Raw genomic sequence first — 26,319 nt, 5'->3', positions numbered from 1 at the left:
ACCGTTTTTTTTACTGGATTTTGTGGCTAAAGAACCTCTGTGTTTTGGGTAGCCTGCACTGCCGTCAAGGCAATAGTGAATACGATGTCGTCGACCAGGGCACCTCTTGAAAGGTCGTTGACCGGCTTTTTCAGGCCCTGCAGCATGGGGCCTACACTGATCACATTGGCGCTTCTCTGGACTGCTTTATAGGTCGTATTCCCGGTATTAAGATCGGGAAAAACAAACACCGTTGCTTGCCCTGCCACTTTGCTGTTAGGGGCTTTGCTGCGGGCGACTTCTTCAATGGCGGCAGCATCATATTGGAGGGGGCCGTCCAGTAGCAGGGACGGGCGTTGTTCTTTGGCTAGTCTGGTCGCTTCTTTGACCTTATCAACGTCGCTGCCTGAACCTGATGTGCCGGTACTGTAACTGAGCATGGCTACTTTGGGCTCGATGCCAAACAGGGTGGCGGAGTCAGCGCATTGAAGGGCAATGTCTGCCAGTTCTTCCGCATTGGGGTCCGGATTAATAGCGCAATCGCCATAAACTACAACCTGTTCCGGAAGGCACATAAAGAAAACCGAAGAGACGATCCGGCAATCCGGTCTTGCCTTGATCAACTGAAAGGCCGGACGAACCGTGTTGGCAGTGGTATGAATCGCGCCGGATACCAGGCCATCCACCTCTCCCATTGCCAGCATCATCGTGCCAAGAACCACGTTATCCTCAAGCTGGGCTTCCGCCATCTGTGGCGTTAGGCCCTTGTGCTTACGCAGCTCAACCATGGGATCGATGTACTTTTCCCGAACATCTTCAGGATCAATGATTCCTATGGATTCGGGTAGCTGAATGCCCTGAGCCTCAGCAACTGAGAGGATTTCTGATTCCCTGCCCAGCAGGATGCATCTGGCAATGCCCCGCTCACTACAGATAGCGGCTGCCTGGACGGTTCGAGGTTCTGCTCCCTCCGGAAGCACAATGGTTTTATCGGCTTCTCTGGCTCTCTTGGTGAGTTGGTAGCGGAAGGCTGCCGGTGACATGCGTGGTTGGCGAGAGGTTTTGACCTTTTCTGCCAGCCACTCGATATCTACCTGATTGGCAACGCTGGCAACCACCATCTCAAAACGGTCTTTATCGTCTACCGGGACTTCCGTATCCAGATTGGCCAATTGGTTGGCGGTGGTAAAGGTATCCTCTGGAGTGGTAATTACCGGCAATCCCGTATCCATTGCCGGCAGGCAAAGCTTGAGTGTTCTCGGGTCGGGTTCCAGTCCGCCGGTTAACAGCAGGCCGGCCAGGGGGACACCCGTCAGAGCGGCGAGGCAACAGGCGACAATTATGTCTTCCCGGTCGCCGGGTACCACTACCATGGTACCGGGCTTGAGACGATTGACCATGTTGGGAAGCGTTCTGGCGACGACTGACAATTGGGTCACGCGGCGTTGTTCGCTGTCCCCATAGTTAATCACCCTGGCATTCAATGCTTTGGTGACGTCGGACGTGCGCGGTGCGACCAGATCTGCTCGCCAGGGGATTTGTGCAATGAGATGGAAATTCTCAGGATTGAACAGAGTGCTTTGCTTGCGATAGTCGATGCCGGTATCGCGTTTTGTCTCAGCCATCAAAGCAGATCTGCTGTAGTGATGGCTTTTAGGGTTCCCTGTCTTGTTGAGTATGCAGCCTACAATGTCTGGATCTTTGGGAGAGGAAAACAGTCGCGCGGCCAGGTTGATATGCTCTTCCAGGTCTTCGGTTTCTCTCTCTTCGGGACAGGCCACCAGAATGACTTCTGCGTCAAGATTACGGGCCACTTCGACGTTAATCGAAGAGGAATAGTCATCTCCCTGAGATGGCACCAGGCCTTCAACAATGACCACATCCGCATCTGCTTCAGCGGTATGAAAAAGCTGAAGCACCTGTTCCATGAGAAAACTGGATTGTTTTTGGCTCATCAGCGCATGTCCATGTTTAATGGACATCGGTGCTGGAACTTTGAGCCCCATCATTTCCCGGGCAAATATGACAGATCTGTCGGTGGGAGAGGGGGCGTCGTGATTGGAATCGAATGACTGGGCAAAAGGCTTGAAGAAGCCCACCCGAAGCCCGGCACTATCGAGTGCGCGCAGCAGCCCCAGACACACCGAAGTTAAGCCGACCCCTGCGGATGCCGGGGCAATGAAGAAAACTTTAGCCACGTTTACTCCTGTTATACCACTGTCCTCCTTTTAAGCCGGGGACAATGTGTGAAAGTACATGAAATGATCATTATTTGTTCTGGCTGATGATATCCAGAGTGTCCCGAGCGATCATGAGTTCTTCGTTGGTCGGAATGACCAATACGGGAACACTATCTTCAGTGGATATCACGCCATCTGTGTTACGACCATTGAGGTCGTTATTTTTATTTTCAATTCTGATGCCCAGGTAGTTCAGCTGTGAACATACCCGTGATCGGATCGGGGCAGCGTTTTCACCGATGCCGCCGGTAAAGATCACGCCATGGACGGGATTAGCTGCCACCCACAATCCTGAAATTGCCTTGGCCAGACGATAGCAAAAGACCTCAATCGCCAGTTTTGCGCGTTCGTTTCCGGAGGAAGCCTGATCCATCAGTGTGCGCATATCATTGCTGATCCCGGATAGTCCAAGCAGGCCGCTCTGTTTGTTGAGCATATGACTGAGCTGTTCGTTGTCATATCCCAGGCTGCTGCTCAAATGCAGTAATAACCCCGGGTCCACATCTCCGCTTCTGGTACCCATGACCAGTCCTTCCAAAGGTGTCATACCCATGGTGGTGTCTACCGATCTGCCTGCCTGGATCGCTGTTGCGCTGCAGCCGTTGCCGAGATGTACCGTGACCAGGTTCAGATCATCGGGCTTCTGGTTCAATCGTTCAGCGGCTTGTGCCGCCACGTAGCGATGACTGGTGCCGTGGAAACCATATCGCCGTAATCCATGTTCCCGATAAAGGTCATAGGGAAGGGCATACAGAAATGCTGATTCCGGGAGTGTTTGATGGAAGGCCGTGTCAAAGACTGCAACCTGGGGAATATTGGGAAGCTGCTCGGCAATTGCCCTGATTCCCTGAACATTGGCCGGGTTGTGCAAAGGCGCCAAAGGGTTACAGGCTTCGATTTTTGCAATAACGGAGCCATCAATTCTAACCGACGAGGTAAACGCCTCTCCTCCATGAACGACCCGATGTCCAACGCCGGTGATTTGTTCCGTACCGGCTTCATCCCCAGCAATCAGGTCCAAAACCTGTCGGATGGCGGTTTGATGGGTTGCTCCCGGTATGGATATCACAGTTTTTCCATGGTCCCCTTGCCAGGTGAATTTGATCACCGCGTCGGGCTTGCCCAGATTTTCGGCGAGTCCGGACAAAATAGGGGGCTCGGATTCCGGGTCCATTATGGCAAACTTTAGAGACGAGCTTCCGCTGTTCAGGACAAGTATACGATCCTTGACTGTCATGAGATGATTATCGGTATTTCCTGGTTAATGGTTTGATATCTGTTCGGGTGGTGCTCAAGCATTATGTTATAGGAATCAGGCTGTTGCATGAATCAAGCTGTTACATGAATCAAGAGACCACGGCATGCTTGTGTGTCTGAATCCACTCCAGGAACTCCTGCTCCGGAACTGGCCGGTTATAAAAGAAACCCTGGGCATAGTCACAGCCTTTCTTGCGCAAAAAGGCCAGTTGTTCAGCCGTTTCCACGCCTTCTCCGATGACTTTCAGGCCCAGACTGTGGGCCATGGTGATAATCGCGCTGACCAGTGCGGCATCTTCAGTCTCAGTAATCACATCCTTGACGAAAGAGCGGTCTATTTTAAGCGAATCAAAAGGATAACTCTTGAGGTAGCTCAAAGCTGAGTAACCTGTTCCAAAGTCATCAACGGATAGTTTCACTCCCATCTGATCAAGCTGATTCAGGATTTCGTAGGTTTCTATGGAGTCATCTAGCAGAAGTCGTTCTGTGATCTCCAGCTCCAGGTATTCTCCGCCCAAATCATTGGACAGCAGAGCGTGGCGCACAGATTCGACAAACTTGATGTCCCGGAACTGTCGGGGGGAAACGTTCACGGCAATGGTCAGTTTCCAGCCCGTTTCCTGATGCCACCGTTTGGCATCTTCACAGGCTTTATGGATGACCCACTCGCCGATCGAGGTGATCAGGCCGGTTTCTTCCGCCAGGGGAATAAATTTGTCCGGTGCTACCAGTCCCAACAAAGGATTATCCCAGCGAATCAATGCCTCGGCGCCCTCCAGCTTACCTGTAGCCGTTTCAATAATCGGCTGGTAGTAAAGGAGTAGTTCGTTTTGCTCCAGGGCTTTACGAAGCTGGGTTTCCAGTTTCAGGCGTTCTCTGGACTGCTGATTGAGGTCCGGTGTAAACCGATGGAAAGCGCTTTTGCCTTTGTTTTTGGCCTGATACATGGCGGCATCCGCCTGTTGCAGCAAGGTGCTGGAGCTTTCACTGTCCGTCGGGTAGATGGTGATACCGATACTGGTGCTGATAAATACTTCCTGATTGTTCAGCATGTAAGGTACCGCGAATGCTTCCAGAATGCGCTGGGCGACCACTTCTGAGTCTTCCGGCTCCTCCAGTGATGGCAGAATGATCAGAAATTCGTCGCCTCCCAGTCGTGCAACGGTGCTGTTTCCGCGCAGAGCAGAGGCTATACGCCGGGAAGCTTCGATTAACAGGCTGTCACCGGCATCATGACCCATGGTGTCATTGATATGCTTGAAATTGTCCAGATCCAGGAACATCAGGCCGACTTTGGAATTGTCCCGGCGGGACTGTGCCAGGGCCAGCTTAAGACGATCCAGGGCCAGCATGCGGTTAGGCAGGCCGGTCAGAAGATCGTAGTTTGCCTGTCTAAGCAGCTGTTGTTCGTAACGTTTGCGAACACTGATATCTTCGCCAAGGATCAGGAATTGCGTAGGGTTGCCTTCATTGTCCCGAATCGGGGTGATTACCACCTGTTCCCAGAACTTCTCGCCTCCATGGCGGGTGCTGTGCATCTCACCCTGCCAGATCCCGGCGCGCTCCACCTGGATTTCAATATTGTTCCAAAGCTGCTCATTCTGGGTCTCGTCAGGGCTGATGTGCGTCAGCTCTTTGGGATGTTTGCCCAGGATGTTCTTCAGGCTGTGTCCGGTCATCTGCCCAAACTTATGGTTGGCATAGGTGATGCGCCAACGGTGGTCGCAGATGAGCACCGATGAAGGGCTCTGCTCAATGGCCATTGACAGTCGCCGGATCTCGGCGGCATCGTTTTTCTGCTTTTCCACGTCATTTAGCAGCGTCACCCGCATTTCATTGATGGCGTCGGTGACCCTTTGCAGTTCATCCGGGGGTTGTCCGGAGTGGGTTTTCCGCTCAAGAGTAAGTTCTGTGCCCAGCTCGTTGATATTGAGGCTGCGGGCGTAGTTTGCCATGCGTGACAGATGCCGTGTGACCAGATACTGAAAAATCCAAAGGATCAGTACAGAGATAAAAAATGTTTTGAAGGCCTGGGTTGTCAGAATCAGAAAAATTCTCTGACGGAGGAGTTTGTATATCTCCTCTAGGCTGGCGGTAATCGTCAACTCTCCGAGATCGTAAACATCATCCGAAGAGTGTTGCAGCATGATTTTGTGTTCAATTGTCGGTATTTCCGGTGGGATTTCCCCCATGGAAATTTCCGAGTCAGGATAGATGCGTAAGTGAAGGTGTACGATGTCCGGCAGGTTAAGAATTCCCTGCATCTGTACTTTAAGCAGCTTCTGGTCCAGCGACCACAGGCTTCTGGCGAGAGATGACTGGTAACTGGTTTCGATCAGCTTCATGCGTTGATCTACCAGCGAAACATCTTTGCGATAGTCGATATATACCTGAAAGCCGGTGGCAAACAGTGTAAATAACGAGCTGCACACAAGTATGTAGCCCAGCATGCGAAATGAAAGTGGAGACGTTTCGCGAAGATGCCAGAGCTTACTGAAAGGGTTACTCATAGTCTATGGATACTCAATTCGGTTACTTGCTATCCCACTGCCTCGACCGATCCCTCAAGTTGGCTGATGCCAAGTGTCATGACTGTTGCTCCGTGTCTGATCATGAAAAATTAAGCAGCATTGGCTGCACCTTGGCGTAATTAACCGGGCTATTGTCACAAACAGGGCCTTAATATCCAAATGTTATGATAAATTTGCTGCTTATTTATCAGCAGGACTGCTTTCAGGCCTACATGACACCTTTTTAATAGCAGCCCGTTGGATATCCGCAGAGAATAGCTCCCGCAATACCGTATCGATAGCTCCTTAAATGCTTCTCAAAAAAGGTATTATTTAAACTTAGCTTAGGATACAACACCATGCAATTAGCGCTTGGCTTATAGTGGTCTGGATATCGGCTGGACGAGCTTGGATATTTGGAAGGAAAACCAGTGCCTTGGAAGGGGATTGGTCTGAAAACTTAAGTGGCAGTTTTACAACCGTATTTAATATGTTGTGTTTAAAAAATAGGCAGCCTGTGCCATACTTTTGTCTCGGAGGTACAGTCTATGCCCGATAATACTATAGGCGGCCCCGCCTCCGCGACGCTCCAGCAATTGGAGGTCAGTCGGCAGCGGGAACGTGAACAGGCTCAGAATGAGACCAATAGCAATACTGCCCAGGTTCAACCTCAGCAGAATGCGAGTGTTGATGTGGAAGTGGAGTTATCTCAGGAGGCCCGAGAACTCAGTCTATCTACCGTGCAGCAGCTAGGTGCGCCAACCCAGACTGCGGAGACTCAGGCGGCACAGACGGAAAACCCGGGACAGACTCTGGAAGAGGATAATGAGCGGGAAGATACCAGGCCTCCTCCCAGAGAAAATGAATCCCAGGTCACCCGTCAGTTCGACCGGTCAGCCAATGAATCTCTGGGAACGGTGATCGATATACGATCCTGATGCGCATGAATCTGAACTAAACCCGGCCATGAGCCGGGTTTTTTGCGTCTGCTATTTCTTGAGGAAGGTAAAAATACCTGAGGTCCGAAAAGGGTTAGGCGTCCTGAACGGCAGGAAGGGCAAAGAGTTCTTGCGCATTTCCCGTTGTCACGGCAATCACTTCTTCCAGGGAAAGATTCTTGAGTTCAGCAACTTTGCGGGCAACTTCACTGACAAACCAAGGTTGATTGCGGCCACTTTTGGGTTTTGGCCGCAATGTGCGAGGAATCAGGTAGGGGCTGTCGGTTTCGATCAATAATCGTTCCAGTGGCAGGTAGGGGATGGCCTCGACCAGATCGCTTCCTCGGCGTTCATCGCAGACCCATCCGGTAATGCCGATGCAGAATCCCATATCAAGGTATTGCCGCAGACTGTCTTTATCGCCGGTGAAACAATGAACCACGCCGGAATCGAAACAATTTCGGTGTGCTCTCAATATCTCCAGTTGTCTTTGCAAGGCATCGCGCTCATGCAGATAGAGAGGTTTACGCTGATGCTGATTGATATCCAGTTGAAATTCGAAAACCTCCTCCTGAACCGGTGGAGGGGAAAAGTTTCGATTGAAGTCCAGGCCCATTTCGCCAACAGCAACCACTTCCGGGGCGGTGATCAGTGAAGTGAGGGCCTTTCTTCCCGCTTCATCCAGGTCCTTGGCATCATGGGGATGTATGCCGGCAGTGGCGTGGATAAAACCCGGATGTAGCCGGGCATATTCGATGGCCTGGATGCTTTGTTTGAGGCTGGTGCCGATGGCAATGAGGCCAGTCATCCCCTGGTCTTTGCAGGTGTCCACGAGTTGTTGAAGGGAGTCGAATGTGGACAGTCCCTGTTTGTTCTGGAGCAGTTTGGAGCTGAGATTAACGCCAATATCGATCATGTGAAGACTATGAATAGCAATTAGTATATGGATAACAATTAGTTCGTGAATGACAAATAGTATGTAAATGACAAATAGTACGTGAATGACACAGCTAGTAAAGGGTGGATTCCTTGGCCCAGGCGATGCTTTCTTTGTAGATATCGCCGACCATTTTCTGGCTCACTTTCATCTTTTCAAGAATTCCCCAATGAATCGAGTCCAGCTTGCAACGTTCATACTGCAAGGCTGTGTTTAGGGCCAGCCCCGGTCGGCCTTTGAATCTGATCAATGCATCGCAGACCCGTTCATCGAGGGGGAGCTTCTCAAGTATTTCACTGAATGGCTGGTCGAAAAACGCTTCCAGGCAAGAGAACAGGCCCACTGTGAAATAGACTTCTCTGGCATTGGGCTCGATTTTTTCTGCAAGAAGTTCGCAAACCTTAGCCCGTATGAGTGCCAGGGTAATCAGCGCAACCGGTTTGTCATCAATATTGGACAATGCCAGCAGGGTTGCCCATGACTTAATGCGTCCCAAACCAAGGATCATCACTGCCATATGAATGGAGCCTACTTTGTCCGGTCGGCGGAACGCCGGTGAGTTCACGAGCTGAAGAAGTTTTACGCTGAGTGATGGATCGCGGGTGATGATCTGGGTAATGTCATGAACTGACATGGTGGGCTGATTTACCTTGCTGATCAGTTCCATGATCGCCACCCGGTTTTGTGGCATTTTGCGACCTTTGACCAGCTCCGGTTTGCTAAAGAAATATCCCTGGAACAGATCGCATCCCAGTGATTTGCAGCGGTGGAAGTCTTCATGGGTTTCGATCTTTTCAGCCAGAAGAGTTACCCGGTGACGTTTCAGGGTGCGGATCGTGTCTTCCAGCTGTTCTGGAGGGATTGCCGGGATCTCCAGTTTGACGATTTCGATGTAAGGTAACAGCTCATCGTAAATCGTGCCGGGCACATAGTCATCCAGCGCCATGCTGAATCCATCACGGTGCAAGCGTTTGATCGCTTCACGCACTTCGGGAGTCAATTCCACATTCTCAAGGATTTCCACCACCAGCTTCTCTTTTCCAAATGGAGGAGGGCTGATCAATAGGCGGTCGGTGAAATTAACAAAAGCTCTCCCATCAGCTACTACGGCGTCGATTTCTCCTTCAGTAAAAGCATTGAGCAAAACCTGGGAGGTCGCCAGGTTGCCGTCGATTGAAGATATCGGGGCATTTGATCTGAACAGAAGTTCATAGCCCACGATAGACTTACTTCCATTAACAATGGGTTGCCGGGCGAATAAAATTTGATCCACAGTAAAAACACATCTTTAAAAACAACTTGTTGGAGGCCTATATAAGGCTTATTTGGAGCATTGGCAATAACTATATCTGAACGTTATCGGATGTCTTGTTATAACGTAAGTGTAGACGGAGGCTTAAAAAATAACCGTACTTTCCTTGTTAAAAAGTTTTTCGAAATTACTGTTTGACAGCCCCCTAAACCTTCAATAGAATACGCGCCTCTTCACCGAGTTGGTGTTTCCGTCCCCTTCGTCTAGAGGCCTAGGACACCGCCCTTTCACGGCGGTAACAGGGGTTCGAATCCCCTAGGGGACGCCAAATTCGTAAAAGCCCGTACCTAACCCGTACGGGCTTTTTTTATGCTCGGAGTCCAGGGGGATTCGAACGAGAATCGCCTAGGGGACTCAACCGTCAGGTTGAGCGACAGCTGCCTCATAAAAGCTTTTACCTATCCCACAAGTGCCCGCTCATACCCCATAAGGGGAGTACAGGCTTTCTTATGCCTTTCGTATACTCACCCAAAGTCCGATTGTTCTGCTTTTGGACATAGGGCTAATATCGATCTGTCACTTCAATAGCGGAAGCATATCAATGCCAGAGATCCAGGAGCTGCTGAATCGTAACCGTCAATGGGCGAAGGAACAGACCAACAGGGATCCGGAGTTCTTCACGCGACTCAGCAAGCAGCAAAAACCGGAGTATCTATGGATAGGATGTTCGGACTCACGGGTTCCGGCGAATGAAATCGTCGGCATGGCGCCAGGTGAGTTGTTTGTTCACCGGAATATTGCCAACGTGGTGAATCATACGGATTTCAACTGTCTTTCTGTCATGCAGTTTGCGGTGGAGGTGTTGCAGGTCAAACATATTATTGTCTGCGGACATTATGGTTGCGGCGGGGTGAGAGCAGCGCTATCCCACGATGAGTTCGGTTTTGTTGATAATTGGCTGCGTGCCATCAAGGAAATATATATCAAATACCAGGGGGATCTGGATCAACTGGATGAGAAAAGCCGGGTTCGCCGATTATGTGAGCTCAATGTGATGGAGCAGACTATCAATCTGGCAAAAACCAAGTGTGTTCAGAGGGCCTGGGATCATGGTCAGGATTTGAAAATTCACGGCTGGATATATGATATTGCGGACGGAATCATCCATGACTTGTGTGTGGATATGCACTGCCGCGATACGGTGCCGGAAATATTTCACATCCTGGGCAAGCGGATTGTCAGGTAGGAAGGTGAATTCAGGGAATAAGAAGCCGGAAAATCGGGAATAGAACGGCGGAAAACCGGAAATAAAAAAGGGCGGTATGATGACCGCCCTTTTTTATTTCCGACTATATGTATGTCCGACTACATGGTCGACCTGTTATATGGTCTACATGTGGTCGAAAATGTCTTCAAGCTTCAGATGGCTGAGTTTCTGAATCTGGCTGATCAGGTACCATAATGCGCCCATCAATACCAGAGTGCTGGGAACGGCGATAACGGGAAAACTCAATGCGGTCATTTTCCCCAATTCCTCAGTAAAAGCCGTTGTACCTGGCTGGCTGACCAGAACGACCTTTGCCAGGATATAATTCAGGACCGAGGACAAAAAGAAGGATGCGGCGACCATATAGGACGCATTGACCAGCTTCTGTTCAAATGCCTTGTGATTACCGTTTGCCTCAAGCGCTTCATTGACTTTCTGAACCTGCATGACCTGCTCATTGAAGAGGAACGTTCTGACCAGGGGGTAGCGGGTTTTCAGGGATATCATGGTGGCGATGCCGAACATCGCAGGAACTGCGGCTTCCTTGATGGCAATGTATTGGGGATCCAGTTGCATCAGGCTCATTCCGCCTGTCAGGATGACATTGACGACCCCAAAAATGGAAAAGAAATTAGGTTTGTGGCTGGTCATGAAGTCACGAATACCGTAGGCAATCGGGAAGCTCAGGGCAGCAACGATGCTGTACATGGGGCCCAGGTATTCATCCGAACTGAATTTACTCAGTATTACGGTGGGAATCACAATATTAAACAGCAGATTGAACAGGAGTCCGCCTTTCTGCTGATTGGTATTGGTTTTACTTTCTATTGTCTTTTGTTCAGCCGTCACTGATTCATGCCTGTACGTCAAGTCCGGGATTCAAAGGCTACCATAAAGAATATTAAGATTTCTTTTATTTCTTGTTAATCCAGCCCCATTTCGCGACCGGATGGTGAACGGCTGCCTTTGCCAAAGTACGTTTCAATATCGGGATTTGTCCTGCATTGCCAAGGTGTAATGGGAGAGCTGTTCAAGTTATAGTGATGTTTTTATTAAAATTGCTCCGAAATGAACGAATACCGGGTTAACCCATGAGAATCAAAACAGGCATCTATCAGCACTATAAAGGTGGTCGCTATCAGGTATATGGTGTTGCCAGGCATAGTGAGACGGAAGAGCCACTGGTTGTCTATCGTCCCCTGTATGGAGAGCGGGCGCTATGGGCGAGACCTCTTTCCATGTTTTCTGAAACGGTGGAAATAGACGGTATACCGACCCCCAGGTTTGAGTTGATAGAGCCCAATGATCACTCTGTGCCGGATAATGGATAGACCTATGTTACAGGTTCTTCTATTCACCGGAATGCAGCCCTCAATCGCTCGCAAGATAATTGGTGCCGTTATGCTCATCCTGCCGGTCTCTGGTTGGGCGGGTGAGGTTGAAGTGGTCAAGGTGGATGTCCGCTGTGAAGCCACTCGGATCTGTGACTTTGATGTGACGTTGAAGCATGCAGATGAGGGCTGGGAACATTATGCCAATCAATGGCGGCTCGAGACTCCGTCAGGGGAGGTCGTCGGTGTCAGGGAGTTGCTTCATCCTCATGTCAATGAACAGCCATTTACCCGCAGCCTGACCGGCGTCACTGTCCCGGAGGGGGTGCAGACGTTGATCGTTTGTGCCAGCGATTCGGTTCATGGCCGGAGCTCTCAGTGCCCGTCAGTTTCGTTACCTCTTTAGGGCTTTATTCCAAAGTCCGTTTTTTAGATAAAGGATAATAAGCGCTTTCATGGAAAGTCTGTTTGGCTTGATTTGTCGCTGGAAGCTTCCCGGTCACCGAGTGCTTTCCGGGGTTATTTTGATACTTCTGGCATTAGGAAAGGCCCAGTGGGTCAGTGCCATCGAGATTCCATTCCTGAACAATCGGATTCCCTACGAAATTGATTTGCAGGGAAATGACGAACTAAAGGACAAAATCACTGAGGATCTGGAAGGGCAGCGAAGTGATAATCTGATGCTCAAGAATTACAAGGATCCGCGAAAAGTCGCCCGTTATGAACAGGATATTATCGAGCGAACCTTACGCTCCCAGGGATATTACGCTGCAACTGTGACAGTCGTATTGGAAAAAGATGGCGACGAGCAGACTGCAGAGCGTCAAGGAGCTCAGGCGGAAAGTGAATCCCAGGTTTCCGGAATAATATACCAGGTGGATCCAGGGACCCGTTTTGTTATTGATGAGGTTAAATTCGACCTGCCGAAGGATATCGATATTGACCGGCTTAGAACGGTCACGGTACGTCAGGGTCAGCCCTTTGTGGCCGCCCGCGTGCTTGAAAGTGTCGAGGCGATCAAAAAGAACATTCTGGATGAATACTGTTACTTCCAGGTGGACGTGAAATATGAGGCATACATCATTCCTGCGGAAGAAAAAGCAGGGATAACCTTTAAAATGCCTGATAGTCCCCAGGTCAGGGTCGGCAATATTTCCATCTCGGGGCAGGAAACCATCAATGAGGACTACCTGCTCCGAAAATTGGGTTTGAAGGAAGGTCAGTGTTTTAAGCGCCGTCAGGTGGATAAAGCCAAACTGAATCTATTGAGAACCAACCTGGTGGGAACGGCCAACGCCGTTGTCGGCGCACCAGAGAACGGTGTGGTGGATATTGCGTTTGAAGTGCAGGAACGATTTCATCGCACTGTGAAAGCGGGTATTGGTTATGCCACGGATGAAGGCCCCAATATCTCTTTAGGGTGGGAGCATCGGAATATCCTGAATGCCGGTCAGAAGCTGGATATCAGTAGCCGGTTTTCCGAAGTCCGTCAGGATGTGGGAGCAGAACTGGAAGTTCCGGCATTTGCCAGCCCGGATAATCGTCTGATTTTGGAGGCTTCGCTGGGCAAGGAAAACCTGGATAGTTATAAGTCTGAAACCATTCTCGCAGGAATGAGGCTGGAGCATCAATTTTCCGAACGCTGGACCGGTTCCGCAGGCACCCGTTTTAAATACAGCCTGGTGAACGATACAGGAACAACGGATGAGTTCGGCCTGTTATCTTTCCCGTTTCAGTTGAAGTGGGATACGACTGACGATTTATTGAATCCGACTCGCGGGTGGTCTGTGATTGGGAACGTCAGTCCTTATCTGGACATGCTCGACCAGGAAATCAACTTTGTTAAATCCAGCGCCTCCGGGAGCATCTACTTTACTTTTGACACTTTGCTCAGACCCACCCTGGCCATGCGTGCCTCAGCGGGCTCGATTTCCGGGGTGGGGAATCGTGATCTTCCCGCGGACGAGCGCTTCTATGTGGGAGGAGGGGGCTCGGTTCGGGGCTATCCCTACCAGACTCTCAGCACTATAGAAGACGGCGATCCGGTGGGGGGAAGCTCCTTCCAGGAAGTGTCGGTGGAAACCCGGTTCCGTATCGGCGAAAGCTGGGGATTGGTGACATTTGTTGATGGAGGATACGCGTTTGAGGATGCCTCCCAGGATGTGAAACAGGAATTGCTGTGGGGGGCCGGTGTCGGTTTCAGGTACTACACCTTGTTTGCGCCTATCAGAGTCGATCTGGGAGTGCCTCTGAATAAAAGAGAGTCCGTCGACGATAGCTTCCAGTTGTATATCAGTATCGGGCAGGCTTTCTGATGGCTGAACAGGAGGTCAAAAATAGGTCTGCAGAGGGCCTTCCCGAGACGGGGACAGAGAATCAGCCGGACGTTGATAAGCGATCCGGGAAGCCGGCTGGAAAGCGTCGATTAAGCTCTGTTCCAGTGAAAGTCGGACGGATTTGGTTGCTTTCGCTGGCCCACCTCAGTGCAGGCCTGATGACTCTGTGCCTGGCTCTGGTTGCGGCTGTGGCCATGGTGCTGGGCAGCGAAGGCGGACGGCTCTGGCTGGTGACTAAAGTCGTTCCCGCAGTGCTTGAAGGTACTGAATATCAGTTGCAGACGGAAAATCCCGCCTCTCCCGGCCTGGGGCATTGGACCTTTGAGCATGTCGTGTTTTCGATTGATCAGGTATCCGTATTCGAAGCCCGTGATCTGGAATTGGTATTTCGCTGGCGCAAGCTGTTCGATAATACGATTGATGTCGTCCGCCTCTCATCAAGCAGCATCGGGGTAACAGTTCCTGAAGGGGATGAAGAGGAAAGCCAACCCCAAGAAGCAGAACCGATAAAGGATCTTTCTGTTGCAGGCCTTCCCGCCATACGAATTCAGGCGCTGGAAATTGACGAACTGAAGGTAAATGCTGCTGCACAGGAGATTCCCGGTTTATCCATTCAAGGGCAATTGATGGCCTTTTGGGGAGAAAACTGGCTGGATTCTTCCATCAAGGTGCACACCCTGACTGAGTTACCGGCAGACATTTCGCTGAATGGACAGCTGTCCAGTGCGACAAACGGCTCGGTGAAATTATCTCTTAGTGAGCCGGCAGGGGGATGGATAGGTCAGCAGATGAAATTGCCGATCCGGGAGCCACTGGATATTCAACTTGAGATGAATGCCAGCCGTCGTGAAAACCATTGGGTAGATGTTGATCTTAAAACCCTTCGGATTCCCTGGCAGTCGCATTTGTTGGAGTCGGATGGCCAGTTCAGCCTGGATACGGAATCCCGTGAAGTCAATTTAACGCGTTTGGTGTTGACTCTGGATGGTGCGCCACAGCAGGTATCAGGAACCCTGACAGAGGAGCAGGCTGACCTTAATCTTAAGCTGGATAATCTGCCTTTGAGTCTTGTGGAGCCGTGGGTGAACGACCTGAAAGGGGGGCAGTTAAGCGGCACGGTAGCACTCAAAGGCGCCTGGACTGAGTTGCAAGGAGAGGGAAGCCTGTCCGGCCAGACCCAATATGCTGGGTACCCGTTGAATGTTGCGGTGAACGGCATGGGCAGTGCGCAACGCATTCATGTGGATTCTGCTGATGCGTCTCTGGGAGCATTGAAAGTGCAAGCAAGGGGTGACGTGGATTTGGTCAAAGGGACACTTGACCTCAAGGTCCAACGGTTTGACGGAGACCTGAGTTATTTATCTCTGTTGGATGTTACGCTGACCGATGACCTGAAGCTCGAATTAAATGTTACCGATGGCCAAGTGAAGGGGCCTTGGGAAGCTCCCAGGTATTCCGGAACATTGCTGGCCTCTGGAAGCTTTCGTGACAGGCCTTTGTCAGTGCAAACCGGGTTTGCAGGGACTATAGAAAACGTTCGACTTAACCGGGCCCAAGTGAATTCCCTTGAAAGTCAGGTCATGGCGGATGGCCTGATTGACTGGGCGAACAGTCGATTGGACCTTCAGGCTCAGGCAAAGAAAGTACCGGTCAGCTTGCTGCAATGGCTGGATATTGAATTGCCGTCTGGTTTGGAAGCCCTGGCTAGTGGGGATGGTCGGGTGAGTGGGAGTTTTGATGCCGTGGGCTTTACAGGGACTGCCGGGGTGGCAGGGAACTGGCGTGGCGCTGAATTTACGGTCAACTCCGGTTTGGAAGCCTCAGCGGCGAGCGTTCGTTTTTCCCAACTGGATACTCGCCTTGATCTGCGCAAGCGGCCGGGGCTGGAAAATACCTCCGTTGCCAGGGTGACGGGGCAGGGGGTGCTTGACGTTGAAAAATTGGCCGTCGAGGCGAACACGAGTATCCGGGACCTGCCGTTTGCTGTCCTGCAGTTAGCGGATGTGGAATATCCGGATGATCTTAAAGGTGTGGTCAATGCGGATCTTGATATAAATGGGGCTTTACCCTTTCCCGTAGTGCAGGGCACCTTGAATAGTGAAGGCATGTTAGGCGGCGAGCCGTTCACGATTAACGTCGGTGGAAAAGGAGAGCAAAACCGACTGGATTTTAACAATACTCGTGTTGAATGGCGGGATAGTGTTCTTGAAATTGCCGGCTATATCGCCCCGGAGAATTACGATCTGTCTTTGAATCTGAAGCAGTTTGATACTACTTATCTGCAGGGGTTTGGGGTTGATCTGTTGCCGGCGACCGTTGACTTCCAGGCTCAAATGAAAGGCACGCCTGAGCAACCGGAAATAACAGGACGTTTGAATGCAATCGCACTCTACACCTTAGGGCCTAAATCAAAAAATAATGAGCCTTCCAGGTTCAACTGGATAATGGATTTTGACCTTCACGATGAAAGGTTGGAAGTTCGCAACAATCTATTTGAAAACTCGAAGAAGCACGGCAATCTGGATCTTTCACTGGGTTGGCGGCCGTACTATAAAAGGTTACGGGATAATCCTGAAGAGTTGCTGAGCCCGGAAACACCCCTGGATATAAGTATTCAGGGCGATGTGGATATGGCGTGGCTGAATGAATTGGTAGATGAGGATATTCAGACGATTCGAGGCAGAGCGAACTTGGATCTAGTGGCCTCCGGCTCGCTTGAGGAACCTTTGTTGAACGGAACCGTGAAAGTCATGGATGGTTACTATGAAAACCAGCTGACCCAGTCAGTGATGGATGACATTGGTATGGAGCTGGCGTTTCGAGGTAATCAGTTTGAAATTGCCAAAGGCACGGCATCGGATACACTTGGCGGACATCTGACGGCCACAGGATATACCCGCTGGAATGACGGCAATCACGGGAAAGTGGATCTGAAGGTGATCGCAGATGGTATGAGCCTATTGCGGCGTGAGGACATGGAGGGAGCGGTATCGGGAGAGCTGGCAGCGACAGGTGATTTGCGCAATATTCTGTTGTCCGGCGATATAGAGGTCTCTCCGTTTCAGTTGTTGCTGGACCTGATCCCCAATTCGGATATTCCTGAGCTGGATGTCACCGTCAGGCAGAAGGATGTTGAGGCTCCCACAATGCAGTCGGAAATACCTCTGCCGAAAATATCTCTGGATATCACACTCAGGGTCGCTCAGCAGGGATTTATCCGTGGACGCGGGTTGGATGCGGAGCTTGAAGGAGAGGTCCGAATCAGTGGTCCTATGGAAGCATCCAACTATAAAGGGGAGTTCAGCGTCGTACGCGGGACTTTCGAGCTGTTTGGAAAAAGATTCAATCTCACCAACGGCAATGTCATCTTTGCCAATGAGAGTATTGCGCTGTTGGTGGAAGGGCATCACGTCGCCTCAGACCTGGAATATATCGCCACACTTTCAGGTACGCTGGATGATCTGGATATCAGCCTGAGAACCATTCCCGATCTCCCTGAAGACGAGGCGCTGTCCAGATTGCTGTTCGGTAAGTCTATTCAGAATATTACGCCGCTGCAGGCAGCCAGACTTGCATCTGCCGTGCAGACGCTGAGGGGTGAAGGAGGATTTGATCCCATTGCGGCTACCCGTGATGTGCTTGGCGTGGATACATTGACCATCGATTCCCAGGAAACTGAGAACGGCAACGGTGTTGCGGTAGGGATTGGGAAATATGTGACGGAAAAGGTCTATGTCGAACTGGAAAGGACGCCTGAACCCAGTCAACCGTGGAAAGGCTCTATCGAGATAGAGCTGACACCTAAACTCAATCTGGAGACCACGACCGGCGGCAAGTCCGGATTTAGCGGGGTCGAGCTGTTATGGAAGCACGATTACTGAGCTGTCCGACATACCGGCCAACTGACCATACAGCCGGCGACTGCATAGTCAGAATGCCGAATTAGCCAGGCGCTGCGATTTATCAGCGCTTCGGTTGATCAGTCATTTGGGGTGATGTTTGTGTTTTTCGTTCTCTTTTTTCAATACCACGTACACACCGCCGAAGAATGCGATGGTCATACCAACTACGAGTAATCCTGCAATAATGGTTTCGTCAACGTACATAATCGCCTCACTGTTTTATCCGTTGGAGTCGTCATCCAGAAAATTAGTGAGATGATTATTGATTAGCATGCAAAGTGAGTTGTTGACCTGTATCAAGAGAGCAATCTGTTGTCAGGTTGATTAAAAATCATCCTGCTCACGGCGCTTTTGGGCAGCCGTCTGAGCTTCTGCGGAGGCGGTTTCGATACCGAGAATTCCTGCTTTAAACTCCTGGCTGACGGGGTATTCGCCAATCCAGATGGAAAGTATCGCATCAAAAAGGGCCTTGCTTGGGATAAGCCCTCGATCGTTACCTGCGAGCACGACGTGTGTTCCGCGTCCCGGAATATATTCCACCACTGCAACATCGCCTTTGCTGAGCCGCTGGTCGAACATATCTACCATTTGCTCAATGGCAGACTCCATGGATAGAGCTTCTTCAGGCGTTACATTTAATTGCATGCCCTCATAAAAGGCATCGGCAATTTTGCGGCCTCTGACATTGCGCAGCATCTGAAATTCCATCCGGCGATAGCCATCGTTACTCAGTAATTGGTGGGGATTCTCTGATGTGGATTCGACGTAAAGTGAGCCAACGTAAACATCCACGAACAGAAGGAACTTTCTTTTGGCTGCACCATTGAGGAATAACGCGGGACGGCTTCCGTCGGCGGGAAGTAATTCCGGAACATCCACCCCGTCGACAACGATAGAAAAAGCGGGTGGTGAGAAATAGATGAGACAAAAAGCCAGTAAGGCCGGGATGGAGTGTTTCATAGCTTTACCCTGGTGAAAGGTTTCCACCGCGACTCCATCGTTTGTTTGTCCTCGTTTACACTTCTGTGCTCACCCCATCCTGGAAGGTGATCTCCCTTTTGTAGCACAGACTGTAAGCAATTGTTGATTATTGTTGTGGAATCGCAATTTATTGTTATTCGAGTAGATGGGCGGATTTTTGCACAATAGATGTTCAATTTGAGAGATCTTTATCACAAATTGCGTTGGAGTATGAGAAATGGCATAGGATAAATGGGTTATTGGTGGGGAAGGTGTAGTGTCGCGAGTGATTGAAGAGTCCGGTTTAATGTAAATAAATATTTCACCAGGAACCGTGAAAGGCGGCGGGGAAATCTTTAAAATGGCACTCCCCAACGATGGCTGATTTTCCTCATATCTGCCCAACCTGCCGATACCAGGATAAACCAGTGCACTGTTGACCATTCATCGATGACCCGGATTTTCAATGAATATAGACTTAGCTCAGCTTCAAGCTTCAGAAATTTATCATCTGATGACACAAACCGTGATACCTCGTCCCATTGCCTGGATATTGAGCGAAAACAGTCATGTGAAAGGTACCGCCGAAGGTCAATACAACCTGGCACCGTTTTCATTTTTCAATGCACTGACCAGCGCGCCACCGACCTTGGTCGTTTCAATCGGAAAAAAGCCGGACGGAGAACTGAAGGACACCCGTTCCAACCTGGTAACAGGAAAACCATGTGTTGTGCATATTGCTGACGCGACACAGGTACAGATGGTGTCGGATTCTTCACGTACCCTGGAGTACGGTAAGTCGGAGCTGGACTCGCTGGCCTTGAATCTGGTTGAGTTCGAGCAGTTTGAGCTGCCCAGAATCAAAGAGTGTCACATTGCCTTTGGCTGCAGGGTGTCTGAAGTGGTTGAGTTGGGGCCGGTGCCACAGGCATTAATCCTTTTGCAAATCGAGAAGCTTTACCTGGGAGATGAAGTTACTCTGACTGATGCCAAGGGGCGTTTGAAAGTGGATGCAAAGAAGGTCAATCCACTGGCCCGGCTTGGTGCAAATGAATATGCCTCCATCGGCGAAGTGATCACATTGGACAGGCCCAAATGAGCGGATTGGAAAATACCAGTCAGGTATTGTTAAGACAGATTGAACGGTTACTGGGTTCGGTATTGCTGGTTTGCCCCCCGATAGATCATTGTCATGCGGAAATCGAGCGCACTGGGCGGGAAACGACCAGTATTTGCTGGGATTTTCAAGCCTTCGAAGCGCAGCATTCGGCGTTATCCGGTGCTGCCCGGGATCGTTGCCAGTTCGGCGTATTGCAAGCGGAAACAGATTCGGCAGAGTTTCAGCACGCGGTCCTGTTTATGCCCAAAAGCAAAGAGGTGATCGAGCTGTATTTGTCATTGCTGGGCAACGTCCTGGCCCGGGCTGAAAAAGTCTGGTTGGTGGGGGAAAAACGGGAAGGCATTGAAAGCGCAGCCAAGAAGCTGAAAAAGGAGGGCTTTGGTTGCATCAAGCTCGACTCTGCCCGGCATTGCCAGTTATGGGAAATTTCGCTTTCTGACAATTTTCTCGGAAAGTCTGACAATAGTCTCGGAAAGTCTGACAATAATCTCGGAAAGATGATAGAGCGGTCTCTGGATAGCTACTGGCAGCCATTTACTCTGGATATTCCAGGTTGGGAGCCGCTGGAATTGCATAGTCTGCCAGGGGTGTTCAGCGCAGGACGGCTCGATGACGGTACCCGATTGTTATTGGAATGCCTGCAAAAACCTGAGTTTCAAAATGATGTTGTCATAGGCCGTACAATTGCAAAGGTTAAAGGTAATCGTATTCTCGATTTCGGATGCGGTTGTGGTGTTGTTGGATTGAGCATGAAGAGAAAATGGCCGGAAGCCCAGGTGGAAATGGTCGATGTGAATGCCCTGGCACTGGAAAGCACGAGGCGCTCAGCGGCCAATATGGGGCTGGACGTATCTGTCTATGCTTCGGATGGACTCTCTCAGGTGGCATCGGGATTGGCTGCAATTGTCACTAATCCGCCATTTCACCAGGGAGTTAAACAGGATACCCGAACGACCCGGCAATTCCTGCAGGATTGCCGGACCAGGTTGATACCTGGAGGCACCCTGACCCTGGTGGCGAATCGGTTTTTGCCCTATGCAGACTGGATTGAAGACTCCTTGGGCAATGTCTCCGTTATCGCGGAGGACACTCGTTATAAGGTTTACCATGCCAAACGCCAATAAGCCTTCTCAGGTCAGTCCTGAATCCAATGTTTCTGTCTCAAGTGGTGAGCGTCAGCTTAAGCGCTTTGAACGAAACCTGAAAGTGCTTGAGCCTGGTTCAGCGGTTGATCTGATCGCCGCTGAAACCGGCCTGTCAAAGCAGAAAGTCAAAGATACCATGCAGAAAGGTGCGGTCTGGCTGAAAAGGGGAAGTAAACCGCGCAAGAGGTTGCGTCGGGCCAAAACGGATCTCCAGATCAACGACCAACTGGATATCTATTATGATCCCCACCTGTTGGCCATCAGTCCCGGAAAGGCTTCCCTGGTGGAAGACTTCGGTGACTATTCAGTCTGGTATAAACCTCCCGGCATGTTAAGCCAGGGTACCCAATGGGGTGATCACTGCGCGTTGCTCAGGGTGGTGGAACAGGCCTTTGCCGGAAGGAAAGTGTTTCTGCTGCACCGCCTTGATAAGGAAGCATGTGGATTGATCATCGTCGGGCATTCACCCAAAGCTGCGGCCCGCATGGGAGAGCTGTTACAAAGCCGGGCGATCAGCAAGCACTACCGGGCATTATTGTCCCATGCTCCAGAAAGCGCTGAGGGGACTCTGACGGCTCGCATCGATGGCCAGGACGCGGAAACCCGATATCGGGTTCTGGGTTCGGGTGCAGAATCTGCTTCGGTGAAAGTCGATATCGATTTGATCACAGGACGCAAGCATCAGATCCGAAGGCATTTCAGCGGTATAGGTTGTGCGCTTGTGGGTGACCGGGAATACGGCGGCCCGTCGTCTCCAGACGGTCTGTGTCTGGCCGCTGTCAGGTTGGCGTTTCAATGCCCTTTGAAAAACCGGCAACGGGATATAACGCTCCCTGAGTCATTGATGCCTGACTGGTTACGAGGTTGGAAGTAGACCAGTGGTGAATACTTCTTCTAAATCTGAGGCGAAATCTACTTCTGAATCTAAGGTCGATGCTTCTTCTGTCTCTGCTGGGAGTGCTTCTTCTGTACCCGCGGTAATCGTACTTGGCGCGACAGCGACCGGCAAAACCCGACTAGGGGTAGAGTTGGCCAGACATTTTGGCGGCGAAGTGATTTCTGTCGATTCTCGACAGGTGTACCGAAAGCTGGACATTGGCAGTGGAAAGGATCTTGCCGAATACGGCGATATTCCCTATCACCTGATTGACGTGGCGGACCCAACTACTGAGTTCAGTCTGTTTGATTTCCTGAGTATGGTTCAGGGAACGTTGGCAGACTTGGCGTCCCGTCAAGTGTTGCCGATATTTGCCGGTGGCACCGGGCTTTTCCTTGATGCCCTGATCAGAGGGTACGAGCTGCAAGTGGCTCCCAGAAATGATGTTTTACGGGCTTCTCTGGCGTCGTTGTCGCAAGAGGCATTGAATGAAAAACTTGGAACCCTGAAGCCTCTGCACAATACGACGGATACCCTTGAGCGGGAGCGTACCATCCGGGCAATAGAGATCGCTGAAGCTGAGCTCGCAGGCGGTACGGAATCCCTCCAGATTCATCTTGATCCGGTTATTGTCGGTCTCCGGTGTGAGCCGGACGTGCTTCGACAACGGATAGAGCAACGGCTCAATGCGCGTCTTGAAGAAGGGATGCTTGAGGAAGTCAAAGGGTTGATCGCTGAGGGAGTGTCACACCGACAGTTATATAATTTCGGACTGGAATATCGCTACTTATCCAGCTTTCTGCTTGGGGAACTGAATTATAACGATATGAAGCAGAAGCTCGCTTCAGCGATTTATCAATTTGCCAGGCAACAGAACAAATGGTTTCGTCGTATGGAGCGTCGAGGTAGCAGGATTCACTGGTTCGAAGCCGGCAACGTCAACAGTGAAGCGGTGGCAGAGCTGGTAGCCCGGCAGTTGAAACTGTCGGGCGCACCTGAGGGGCAGGACCAGTGATAACGCTGGTCAGCCCGGCCATTTCCCGGCAGCCAATATGACGATCAGGCCGCCCAGTATCAGGTTGGTGGCCACTGCGATCCTGATCTGGTTCAGCCCTACAGCCGCTTCTTTCCATAGTTGTTCCAAAGAACGGGTCTTCAGAATTCGGAACGGGAAGAAGAATACCAGAGCAAATATCACGGTCATGATGAGACCCAGCCCCATCATCATATGGACATAGAGGGGCGGCGTCTGTCCCAGCATTTGCATCATACTAAGGCCTGTGATCCAGAGTATAATGACAGCGATCCAGACCCAGCGAAAGAAGTGGGTCAGGACGTCGGCCCACAGAGGTAGACGTTGTGGCGGTTGTAACAGTTGACCGGCGCTGGGGCGTAGCGAAAAATAGGCGAAGAACATACCGCCCAGCCATACCATGGCAGCGGTGATATGCAGAATGATGAGTAGTCTATACACAATATATCCTTTTGTTTTACCGGGATAAGCACCTGCGGCCTGAGCGTTTGTTATTTCTAGGGGCTGAGAATTGTAATTAGGATGTCGAAAAACATTGTGAAAAGCCAGAAACTAACTTCACATGGACAAAATTTCAATGAGTTGAAATCGCGGTTTCAATCAAACATCTACGGTACACCGAAAGGTAAACTGAGGCTTGATTTGATCCAGGAAGATTTCGACACCTATTTTTATCCTGTCATTCCCCAAGGGACCCTGGAAGTCCTTGATGTGGGATGCGGAGACGCCATATTCAGTATGCGGCTGGCGGCAAAGGGACACCGGCTGACAATGGCGGACATTTCCAGCGATATGCTGGAGGCAGCACGTCAACGTGCTGAGTCAAACGGCGTGCTCACCGACAGCTTGACCTTCATTCAGGGGCCGTTGCAGGAAGTGGTGCCAGATCTGGCTTCTTCCTATGATCTGGTGATTGCTCATGCGGTGCTGGAATGGGTGGATGAGCCTTCCAAAGCGCTTGAGCTGATCGCATCCAAAGTCGCTCCGGGCGGATGGCTGTCATTGGCTTTTTATAATGAAAACGGCCTTACTTATCGAAATCTCTTGCAGGGAAATTTCAAAAAACTGAAGAAAGGGGATTGGGATCAGCGCAAAGGCGGCCTGACTCCCCAGAATCCCATTCCGCCTGAAATGGTTTACGAGACGCTGTCAGATGCGGGAATGAACCAGATATGCAGGCGCGGCATTCGGACCTTTTATGATTTCATGCAGCGGCATGTCAGGGAAGGGCGTAGCTACGAAGATGTGTTGGAGATGGAACGTCAGTTCTCCACCAAAGAGCCTTTCTTATCGATTGCCCGTTACATCCATGTTCTCTATCAGCGCCCACTGTAGTCTTGGCACACAATCTAACCGGTTTGAGGCACAACCTGGCAGGCTGGACACGCAGCCTGCCAAATCGATATAGGGTCAGGATGGCTTGTTGGCGATAATAATCGCCCGGCAAGGCGCAGGATAGCCTTCTACTGTCCTGGTGATGTCACTGGGAGCGAGAAAATCTTTCAGGGATTGAAACGTCATCCAGTCCGTCTGCCGTTGCTCTTCCAGCGAAGTGACTGTTTCGTCCACGATCCGCACATTGACGAAGCCGCAGCGTTCGATCCAGCGTTTGGTAGCTTCGGCGCTGCCAATGCTCCAGACATTGCGCATTTGAGCATAGCGATCGCTTGGCGTGAGGACAGTGTTCTCGTCACCGGGAATGACCAGGGTCTCCAGTATCAGCTCTCCGCCGGGCTTCAGTGTGGCTTTGAGTTCGTCGATATGATCGAAGGTTGAACGCCGGTGGTAGAGAACGCCCATGGAAAAGACCGTATCAAAGGCCTGCATATTCTGAGGCAGGTCTTCAGAGCGCAATGGAAGGTAAAACACCGGGGCGGTGGGTTGATACTTCTTCACTGCATGGAACTGGAACAGGAATTTGGGGGATGGGTCTATACCCAGGACAAACGAGGCGTCGTCGCCCAGCATTCGCCAGCAGTGATAACCGCTACCACATCCTACATCGAGTACAAATCGGCCCTTGAGGGGGCTGATGTGGGGAGCCAGTCGCTGCCATTTCCAGTCTGAGCGCCATTCGGTATCAATAAATTCACCAAAAAAGTTGAACGGGCCTTTTCTCCATGGGTGCAATCCGCGCAGACCAGCCACCATGGTTTCCCTTTGCTCTGGTGTCAGGTCAGAGTCAGAGCCGATCATCAGTGTATCCGATGTATTGTCGAGCCTGGAGGGCGTCACATCCGGAAGTTGGCTGAAGGCTTTTTCCCAGGCGGGCATATCACCGTGATCACGTTGATGAAACCTGATGTCCAGGGATTGGCGAAAAGCATCCTCGTACTTATCCAGGCGGTTGTGGGAAATATGGTCAAAGAAAGGGTCGAAAAAATTCATTGGTTGAAGCTTCTGATATCGCTGAATATTGAGGGTTTACCTGATCGCCAGAAAGGATACAAAGTTAAAGCATTGGTACCACACCAGAGCCCGGCTGTATCCGGCCTCTTTTAACCGGCTGAGATGAGCATCAATGGTTTCCGGGACCAGTACGTTCTCGATGGCTGCGCGTTTTTGGGCAATCTCCAGGTCGCTATAGCCACGGGAACGCTTGAAGTCATGGTGAAGATCCGTCATCAGATCCTGGTCTTCCTGATTGTCGAAAACAATTTTCTCCGACAGAACCAAAGCTCCTCCGGAACGGGTGCCTTTGGCGATGCGTTTGAGCAACGGGAGTCGGTCTGCGATGGGGATAAACTGTAAGGTGAAATTCAGGACGACCATCGATGCATTGTCGATTGGCGTCTCCTCTAATCCCTGGCAGATCAGTTCTGTTGGTACCGGACTCGGTACCCTGGCAAGATTGACCCGGCACCGTTCGATCATCGCTTCGGAATTGTCTATGCCGATCATTTTGTAATCGGCTGCAGCACCGGCAACCACCTCATCCAGTTTGCATCGCATGGCCAGAGTGGAAGCACCGAGGGAGCAACCCAGATCGTAGAGTGCTGAGCCCGGTTGGGCAAAACGCTGGGTAATGACCCCTAACATTTCCAGGGTCATAGCGTAGCCCGGCACGGACCGGTTGATCATGTCCGTAAAAACATGGGCCACCCGCTCGTCAAACACGAAGCTCTTCACCTGTTCCAGGGGATTGGCATATATCTGGTCTTGATGATCGGTCATCAGTCTGTTGCTCCTCGTCCAGCCGCGCATTGTACCCTTATGTCCTTTCAATAAGTAGCCA

At 50.9% G+C, this 26,319-nt stretch carries 22 protein-coding genes and 1 tRNA gene; 12 read left to right on the top strand and 11 right to left on the bottom strand.

What is annotated here, in order from left to right; genetic code table 11:
• Positions 1-26: 26 nt before the first annotated feature.
• From pta to BTA51_RS08500, 3 genes are all read right to left on the bottom strand, one after another.
• Entirely contained in the window at positions 27-2,177 is a 2,151-nt protein-coding gene (gene pta, locus BTA51_RS08510) for a phosphate acetyltransferase (protein ID WP_094707010.1), read from the bottom strand.
• A 70-nt stretch (positions 2,178-2,247) separates the two neighbouring features.
• The gene (locus BTA51_RS08505; protein ID WP_094707009.1) at positions 2,248-3,456 is read right to left on the bottom strand and encodes an acetate/propionate family kinase; all 1,209 of its coding nucleotides are present in this window, start codon (positions 3,454-3,456) and stop codon (positions 2,248-2,250) included.
• Between the two features lie 109 nt (positions 3,457-3,565).
• Positions 3,566-5,986, bottom strand: coding sequence for an EAL domain-containing protein (locus BTA51_RS08500; RefSeq protein WP_094707008.1), 2,421 nt, complete (start codon positions 5,984-5,986; stop codon positions 3,566-3,568).
• 548 nt (positions 5,987-6,534) lie between these two features.
• Between BTA51_RS08500 and BTA51_RS08495 the strand changes: the two genes are divergently transcribed.
• Positions 6,535-6,924, top strand: a complete 390-nt coding sequence (locus tag BTA51_RS08495) for a hypothetical protein (RefSeq protein WP_094707007.1) — start codon at positions 6,535-6,537, stop codon at positions 6,922-6,924.
• 94 nt (positions 6,925-7,018) lie between these two features.
• On the opposite strand, the gene BTA51_RS08490 is transcribed toward BTA51_RS08495, so the two are convergent.
• The gene (locus BTA51_RS08490) at positions 7,019-7,840 is read right to left on the bottom strand and encodes a TatD family hydrolase (protein ID WP_094707006.1); all 822 of its coding nucleotides are present in this window, start codon (positions 7,838-7,840) and stop codon (positions 7,019-7,021) included.
• Between the two features lie 94 nt (positions 7,841-7,934).
• Entirely contained in the window at positions 7,935-9,134 is a 1,200-nt protein-coding gene (locus tag BTA51_RS08485) for an EAL and HDOD domain-containing protein (protein ID WP_094707005.1), read from the bottom strand.
• 231 nt (positions 9,135-9,365) lie between these two features.
• Here BTA51_RS08485 and BTA51_RS08480 point away from each other — a divergent pair.
• Both BTA51_RS08480 and can read left to right on the top strand, forming a co-directional pair.
• A tRNA-Glu gene (locus tag BTA51_RS08480) sits at positions 9,366-9,441 on the top strand.
• Positions 9,442-9,714: 273 nt separating this feature from the next.
• On the top strand, positions 9,715-10,359 hold the full coding sequence (can, locus tag BTA51_RS08475; protein ID WP_094707004.1) for a carbonate dehydratase: 645 nt from the start codon (positions 9,715-9,717) through the stop codon (positions 10,357-10,359).
• A gap of 144 nt (positions 10,360-10,503) precedes the next feature.
• On the opposite strand, the gene BTA51_RS08470 is transcribed toward can, so the two are convergent.
• The gene (locus BTA51_RS08470) at positions 10,504-11,229 is read right to left on the bottom strand and encodes a VC0807 family protein (RefSeq protein WP_210404789.1); all 726 of its coding nucleotides are present in this window, start codon (positions 11,227-11,229) and stop codon (positions 10,504-10,506) included.
• A 242-nt stretch (positions 11,230-11,471) separates the two neighbouring features.
• Here BTA51_RS08470 and BTA51_RS08465 point away from each other — a divergent pair, with 242 nt between their 5' ends.
• The 4 genes from BTA51_RS08465 to BTA51_RS08450 are packed head-to-tail and all read left to right on the top strand — an operon-like array spanning position 11,472 to position 17,928.
• Entirely contained in the window at positions 11,472-11,711 is a 240-nt protein-coding gene (locus BTA51_RS08465) for a DUF1653 domain-containing protein (protein WP_094707003.1), read from the top strand.
• 4 nt (positions 11,712-11,715) lie between these two features.
• Positions 11,716-12,117, top strand: a complete 402-nt coding sequence (locus BTA51_RS08460) for a hypothetical protein (RefSeq protein WP_210404788.1) — start codon at positions 11,716-11,718, stop codon at positions 12,115-12,117.
• Between the two features lie 49 nt (positions 12,118-12,166).
• Entirely contained in the window at positions 12,167-14,026 is a 1,860-nt protein-coding gene (locus tag BTA51_RS08455) for an autotransporter assembly complex family protein (RefSeq protein ID WP_094707002.1), read from the top strand.
• Positions 14,026-17,928 carry a translocation/assembly module TamB domain-containing protein gene (locus BTA51_RS08450; protein ID WP_094707001.1) on the top strand — a complete coding sequence of 1,301 codons (3,903 nt, stop codon included), beginning with the start codon at positions 14,026-14,028 and terminating at the stop codon, positions 17,926-17,928. Before BTA51_RS08455 ends, BTA51_RS08450 begins: the two co-directional genes overlap by 1 nt.
• 102 nt (positions 17,929-18,030) lie before the next feature.
• On the opposite strand, the gene ccoM is transcribed toward BTA51_RS08450, so the two are convergent.
• Positions 18,031-18,153 carry a cytochrome c oxidase subunit CcoM gene (gene ccoM / locus BTA51_RS30770; RefSeq protein ID WP_256385712.1) on the bottom strand — a complete coding sequence of 41 codons (123 nt, stop codon included), beginning with the start codon at positions 18,151-18,153 and terminating at the stop codon, positions 18,031-18,033.
• A 120-nt stretch (positions 18,154-18,273) separates the two neighbouring features.
• Positions 18,274-18,909 (bottom strand): chalcone isomerase family protein, encoded by a 636-nt coding sequence (locus BTA51_RS08445; protein WP_094707261.1) that lies wholly within the window; start codon positions 18,907-18,909, stop codon positions 18,274-18,276.
• A 466-nt stretch (positions 18,910-19,375) separates the two neighbouring features.
• Between BTA51_RS08445 and BTA51_RS08440 the strand changes: the two genes are divergently transcribed.
• The 4 genes from BTA51_RS08440 to miaA are packed head-to-tail and all read left to right on the top strand — an operon-like array spanning position 19,376 to position 23,066.
• Entirely contained in the window at positions 19,376-20,008 is a 633-nt protein-coding gene (locus BTA51_RS08440) for a flavin reductase family protein (RefSeq protein WP_094707000.1), read from the top strand.
• Positions 20,005-21,153 (top strand): class I SAM-dependent methyltransferase, encoded by a 1,149-nt coding sequence (locus BTA51_RS08435; protein WP_094706999.1) that lies wholly within the window; start codon positions 20,005-20,007, stop codon positions 21,151-21,153. Before BTA51_RS08440 ends, BTA51_RS08435 begins: the two co-directional genes overlap by 4 nt.
• Positions 21,137-22,048, top strand: a complete 912-nt coding sequence (locus BTA51_RS08430) for an RluA family pseudouridine synthase (protein WP_168188106.1) — start codon at positions 21,137-21,139, stop codon at positions 22,046-22,048. The genes BTA51_RS08435 and BTA51_RS08430 overlap by 17 nt, the downstream gene beginning before the upstream one ends.
• A 7-nt stretch (positions 22,049-22,055) precedes the next feature.
• Positions 22,056-23,066 carry a tRNA (adenosine(37)-N6)-dimethylallyltransferase MiaA gene (gene miaA, locus BTA51_RS08425; protein ID WP_094707260.1) on the top strand — a complete coding sequence of 337 codons (1,011 nt, stop codon included), beginning with the start codon at positions 22,056-22,058 and terminating at the stop codon, positions 23,064-23,066.
• Positions 23,067-23,075: 9 nt separating this feature from the next.
• On the opposite strand, the gene BTA51_RS08420 is transcribed toward miaA, so the two are convergent.
• Positions 23,076-23,525 carry a CopD family protein gene (locus tag BTA51_RS08420; RefSeq protein WP_094706997.1) on the bottom strand — a complete coding sequence of 150 codons (450 nt, stop codon included), beginning with the start codon at positions 23,523-23,525 and terminating at the stop codon, positions 23,076-23,078.
• A 201-nt stretch (positions 23,526-23,726) separates the two neighbouring features.
• Between BTA51_RS08420 and BTA51_RS08415 the strand changes: the two genes are divergently transcribed.
• Positions 23,727-24,419 carry a methyltransferase domain-containing protein gene (locus BTA51_RS08415; protein ID WP_246840976.1) on the top strand — a complete coding sequence of 231 codons (693 nt, stop codon included), beginning with the start codon at positions 23,727-23,729 and terminating at the stop codon, positions 24,417-24,419.
• 75 nt (positions 24,420-24,494) lie between these two features.
• On the opposite strand, the gene cmoB is transcribed toward BTA51_RS08415, so the two are convergent.
• Together cmoB and cmoA are read right to left on the bottom strand one after the other, a co-directional pair.
• On the bottom strand, positions 24,495-25,472 hold the full coding sequence (gene cmoB / locus BTA51_RS08410; protein ID WP_094706995.1) for a tRNA 5-methoxyuridine(34)/uridine 5-oxyacetic acid(34) synthase CmoB: 978 nt from the start codon (positions 25,470-25,472) through the stop codon (positions 24,495-24,497).
• Between the two features lie 36 nt (positions 25,473-25,508).
• Positions 25,509-26,258 carry a carboxy-S-adenosyl-L-methionine synthase CmoA gene (gene cmoA, locus BTA51_RS08405; protein WP_094706994.1) on the bottom strand — a complete coding sequence of 250 codons (750 nt, stop codon included), beginning with the start codon at positions 26,256-26,258 and terminating at the stop codon, positions 25,509-25,511.
• Positions 26,259-26,319: the final 61 nt, after the last annotated feature.

Origin of the sequence: Hahella sp. CCB-MM4 (assembly GCF_002260525.1) — a bacterium.
Taxonomy (GTDB): domain Bacteria; phylum Pseudomonadota; class Gammaproteobacteria; order Pseudomonadales; family Oleiphilaceae; genus Hahella.
This window is presented reverse-complemented; position numbering and strand designations above follow the sequence as displayed.

Excerpts from the sequence above, each read along its gene's own strand:
- BTA51_RS08505 (WP_094707009.1), bottom strand. The coding sequence starts at position 3,456 with ATGACAGTCAAGGATCGTATACTTGTCCTGAACAGCGGAAGCTCGTCT.
- BTA51_RS08500 (WP_094707008.1), bottom strand. The coding sequence starts at position 5,986 with ATGAGTAACCCTTTCAGTAAGCTCTGGCATCTTCGCGAAACGTCTCCA.
- BTA51_RS08495 (WP_094707007.1), top strand. The coding sequence starts at position 6,535 with ATGCCCGATAATACTATAGGCGGCCCCGCCTCCGCGACGCTCCAGCAA.
- BTA51_RS08490 (WP_094707006.1), bottom strand. The coding sequence starts at position 7,840 with ATGATCGATATTGGCGTTAATCTCAGCTCCAAACTGCTCCAGAACAAA.
- can (WP_094707004.1), top strand. The coding sequence starts at position 9,715 with ATGCCAGAGATCCAGGAGCTGCTGAATCGTAACCGTCAATGGGCGAAG.
- BTA51_RS08465 (WP_094707003.1), top strand. The coding sequence starts at position 11,472 with ATGAGAATCAAAACAGGCATCTATCAGCACTATAAAGGTGGTCGCTAT.
- BTA51_RS08460 (WP_210404788.1), top strand. The coding sequence starts at position 11,716 with ATGTTACAGGTTCTTCTATTCACCGGAATGCAGCCCTCAATCGCTCGC.
- BTA51_RS08455 (WP_094707002.1), top strand. The coding sequence starts at position 12,167 with ATGGAAAGTCTGTTTGGCTTGATTTGTCGCTGGAAGCTTCCCGGTCAC.
- BTA51_RS08450 (WP_094707001.1), top strand. The coding sequence starts at position 14,026 with ATGGCTGAACAGGAGGTCAAAAATAGGTCTGCAGAGGGCCTTCCCGAG.
- ccoM (WP_256385712.1), bottom strand. The coding sequence starts at position 18,153 with ATGTACGTTGACGAAACCATTATTGCAGGATTACTCGTAGTTGGTATG.
- BTA51_RS08445 (WP_094707261.1), bottom strand. The coding sequence starts at position 18,909 with ATGAAACACTCCATCCCGGCCTTACTGGCTTTTTGTCTCATCTATTTC.
- BTA51_RS08440 (WP_094707000.1), top strand. The coding sequence starts at position 19,376 with ATGAATATAGACTTAGCTCAGCTTCAAGCTTCAGAAATTTATCATCTG.
- BTA51_RS08435 (WP_094706999.1), top strand. The coding sequence starts at position 20,005 with ATGAGCGGATTGGAAAATACCAGTCAGGTATTGTTAAGACAGATTGAA.
- BTA51_RS08430 (WP_168188106.1), top strand. The coding sequence starts at position 21,137 with ATGCCAAACGCCAATAAGCCTTCTCAGGTCAGTCCTGAATCCAATGTT.
- cmoB (WP_094706995.1), bottom strand. The coding sequence starts at position 25,472 with ATGAATTTTTTCGACCCTTTCTTTGACCATATTTCCCACAACCGCCTG.
- cmoA (WP_094706994.1), bottom strand. The coding sequence starts at position 26,258 with ATGACCGATCATCAAGACCAGATATATGCCAATCCCCTGGAACAGGTG.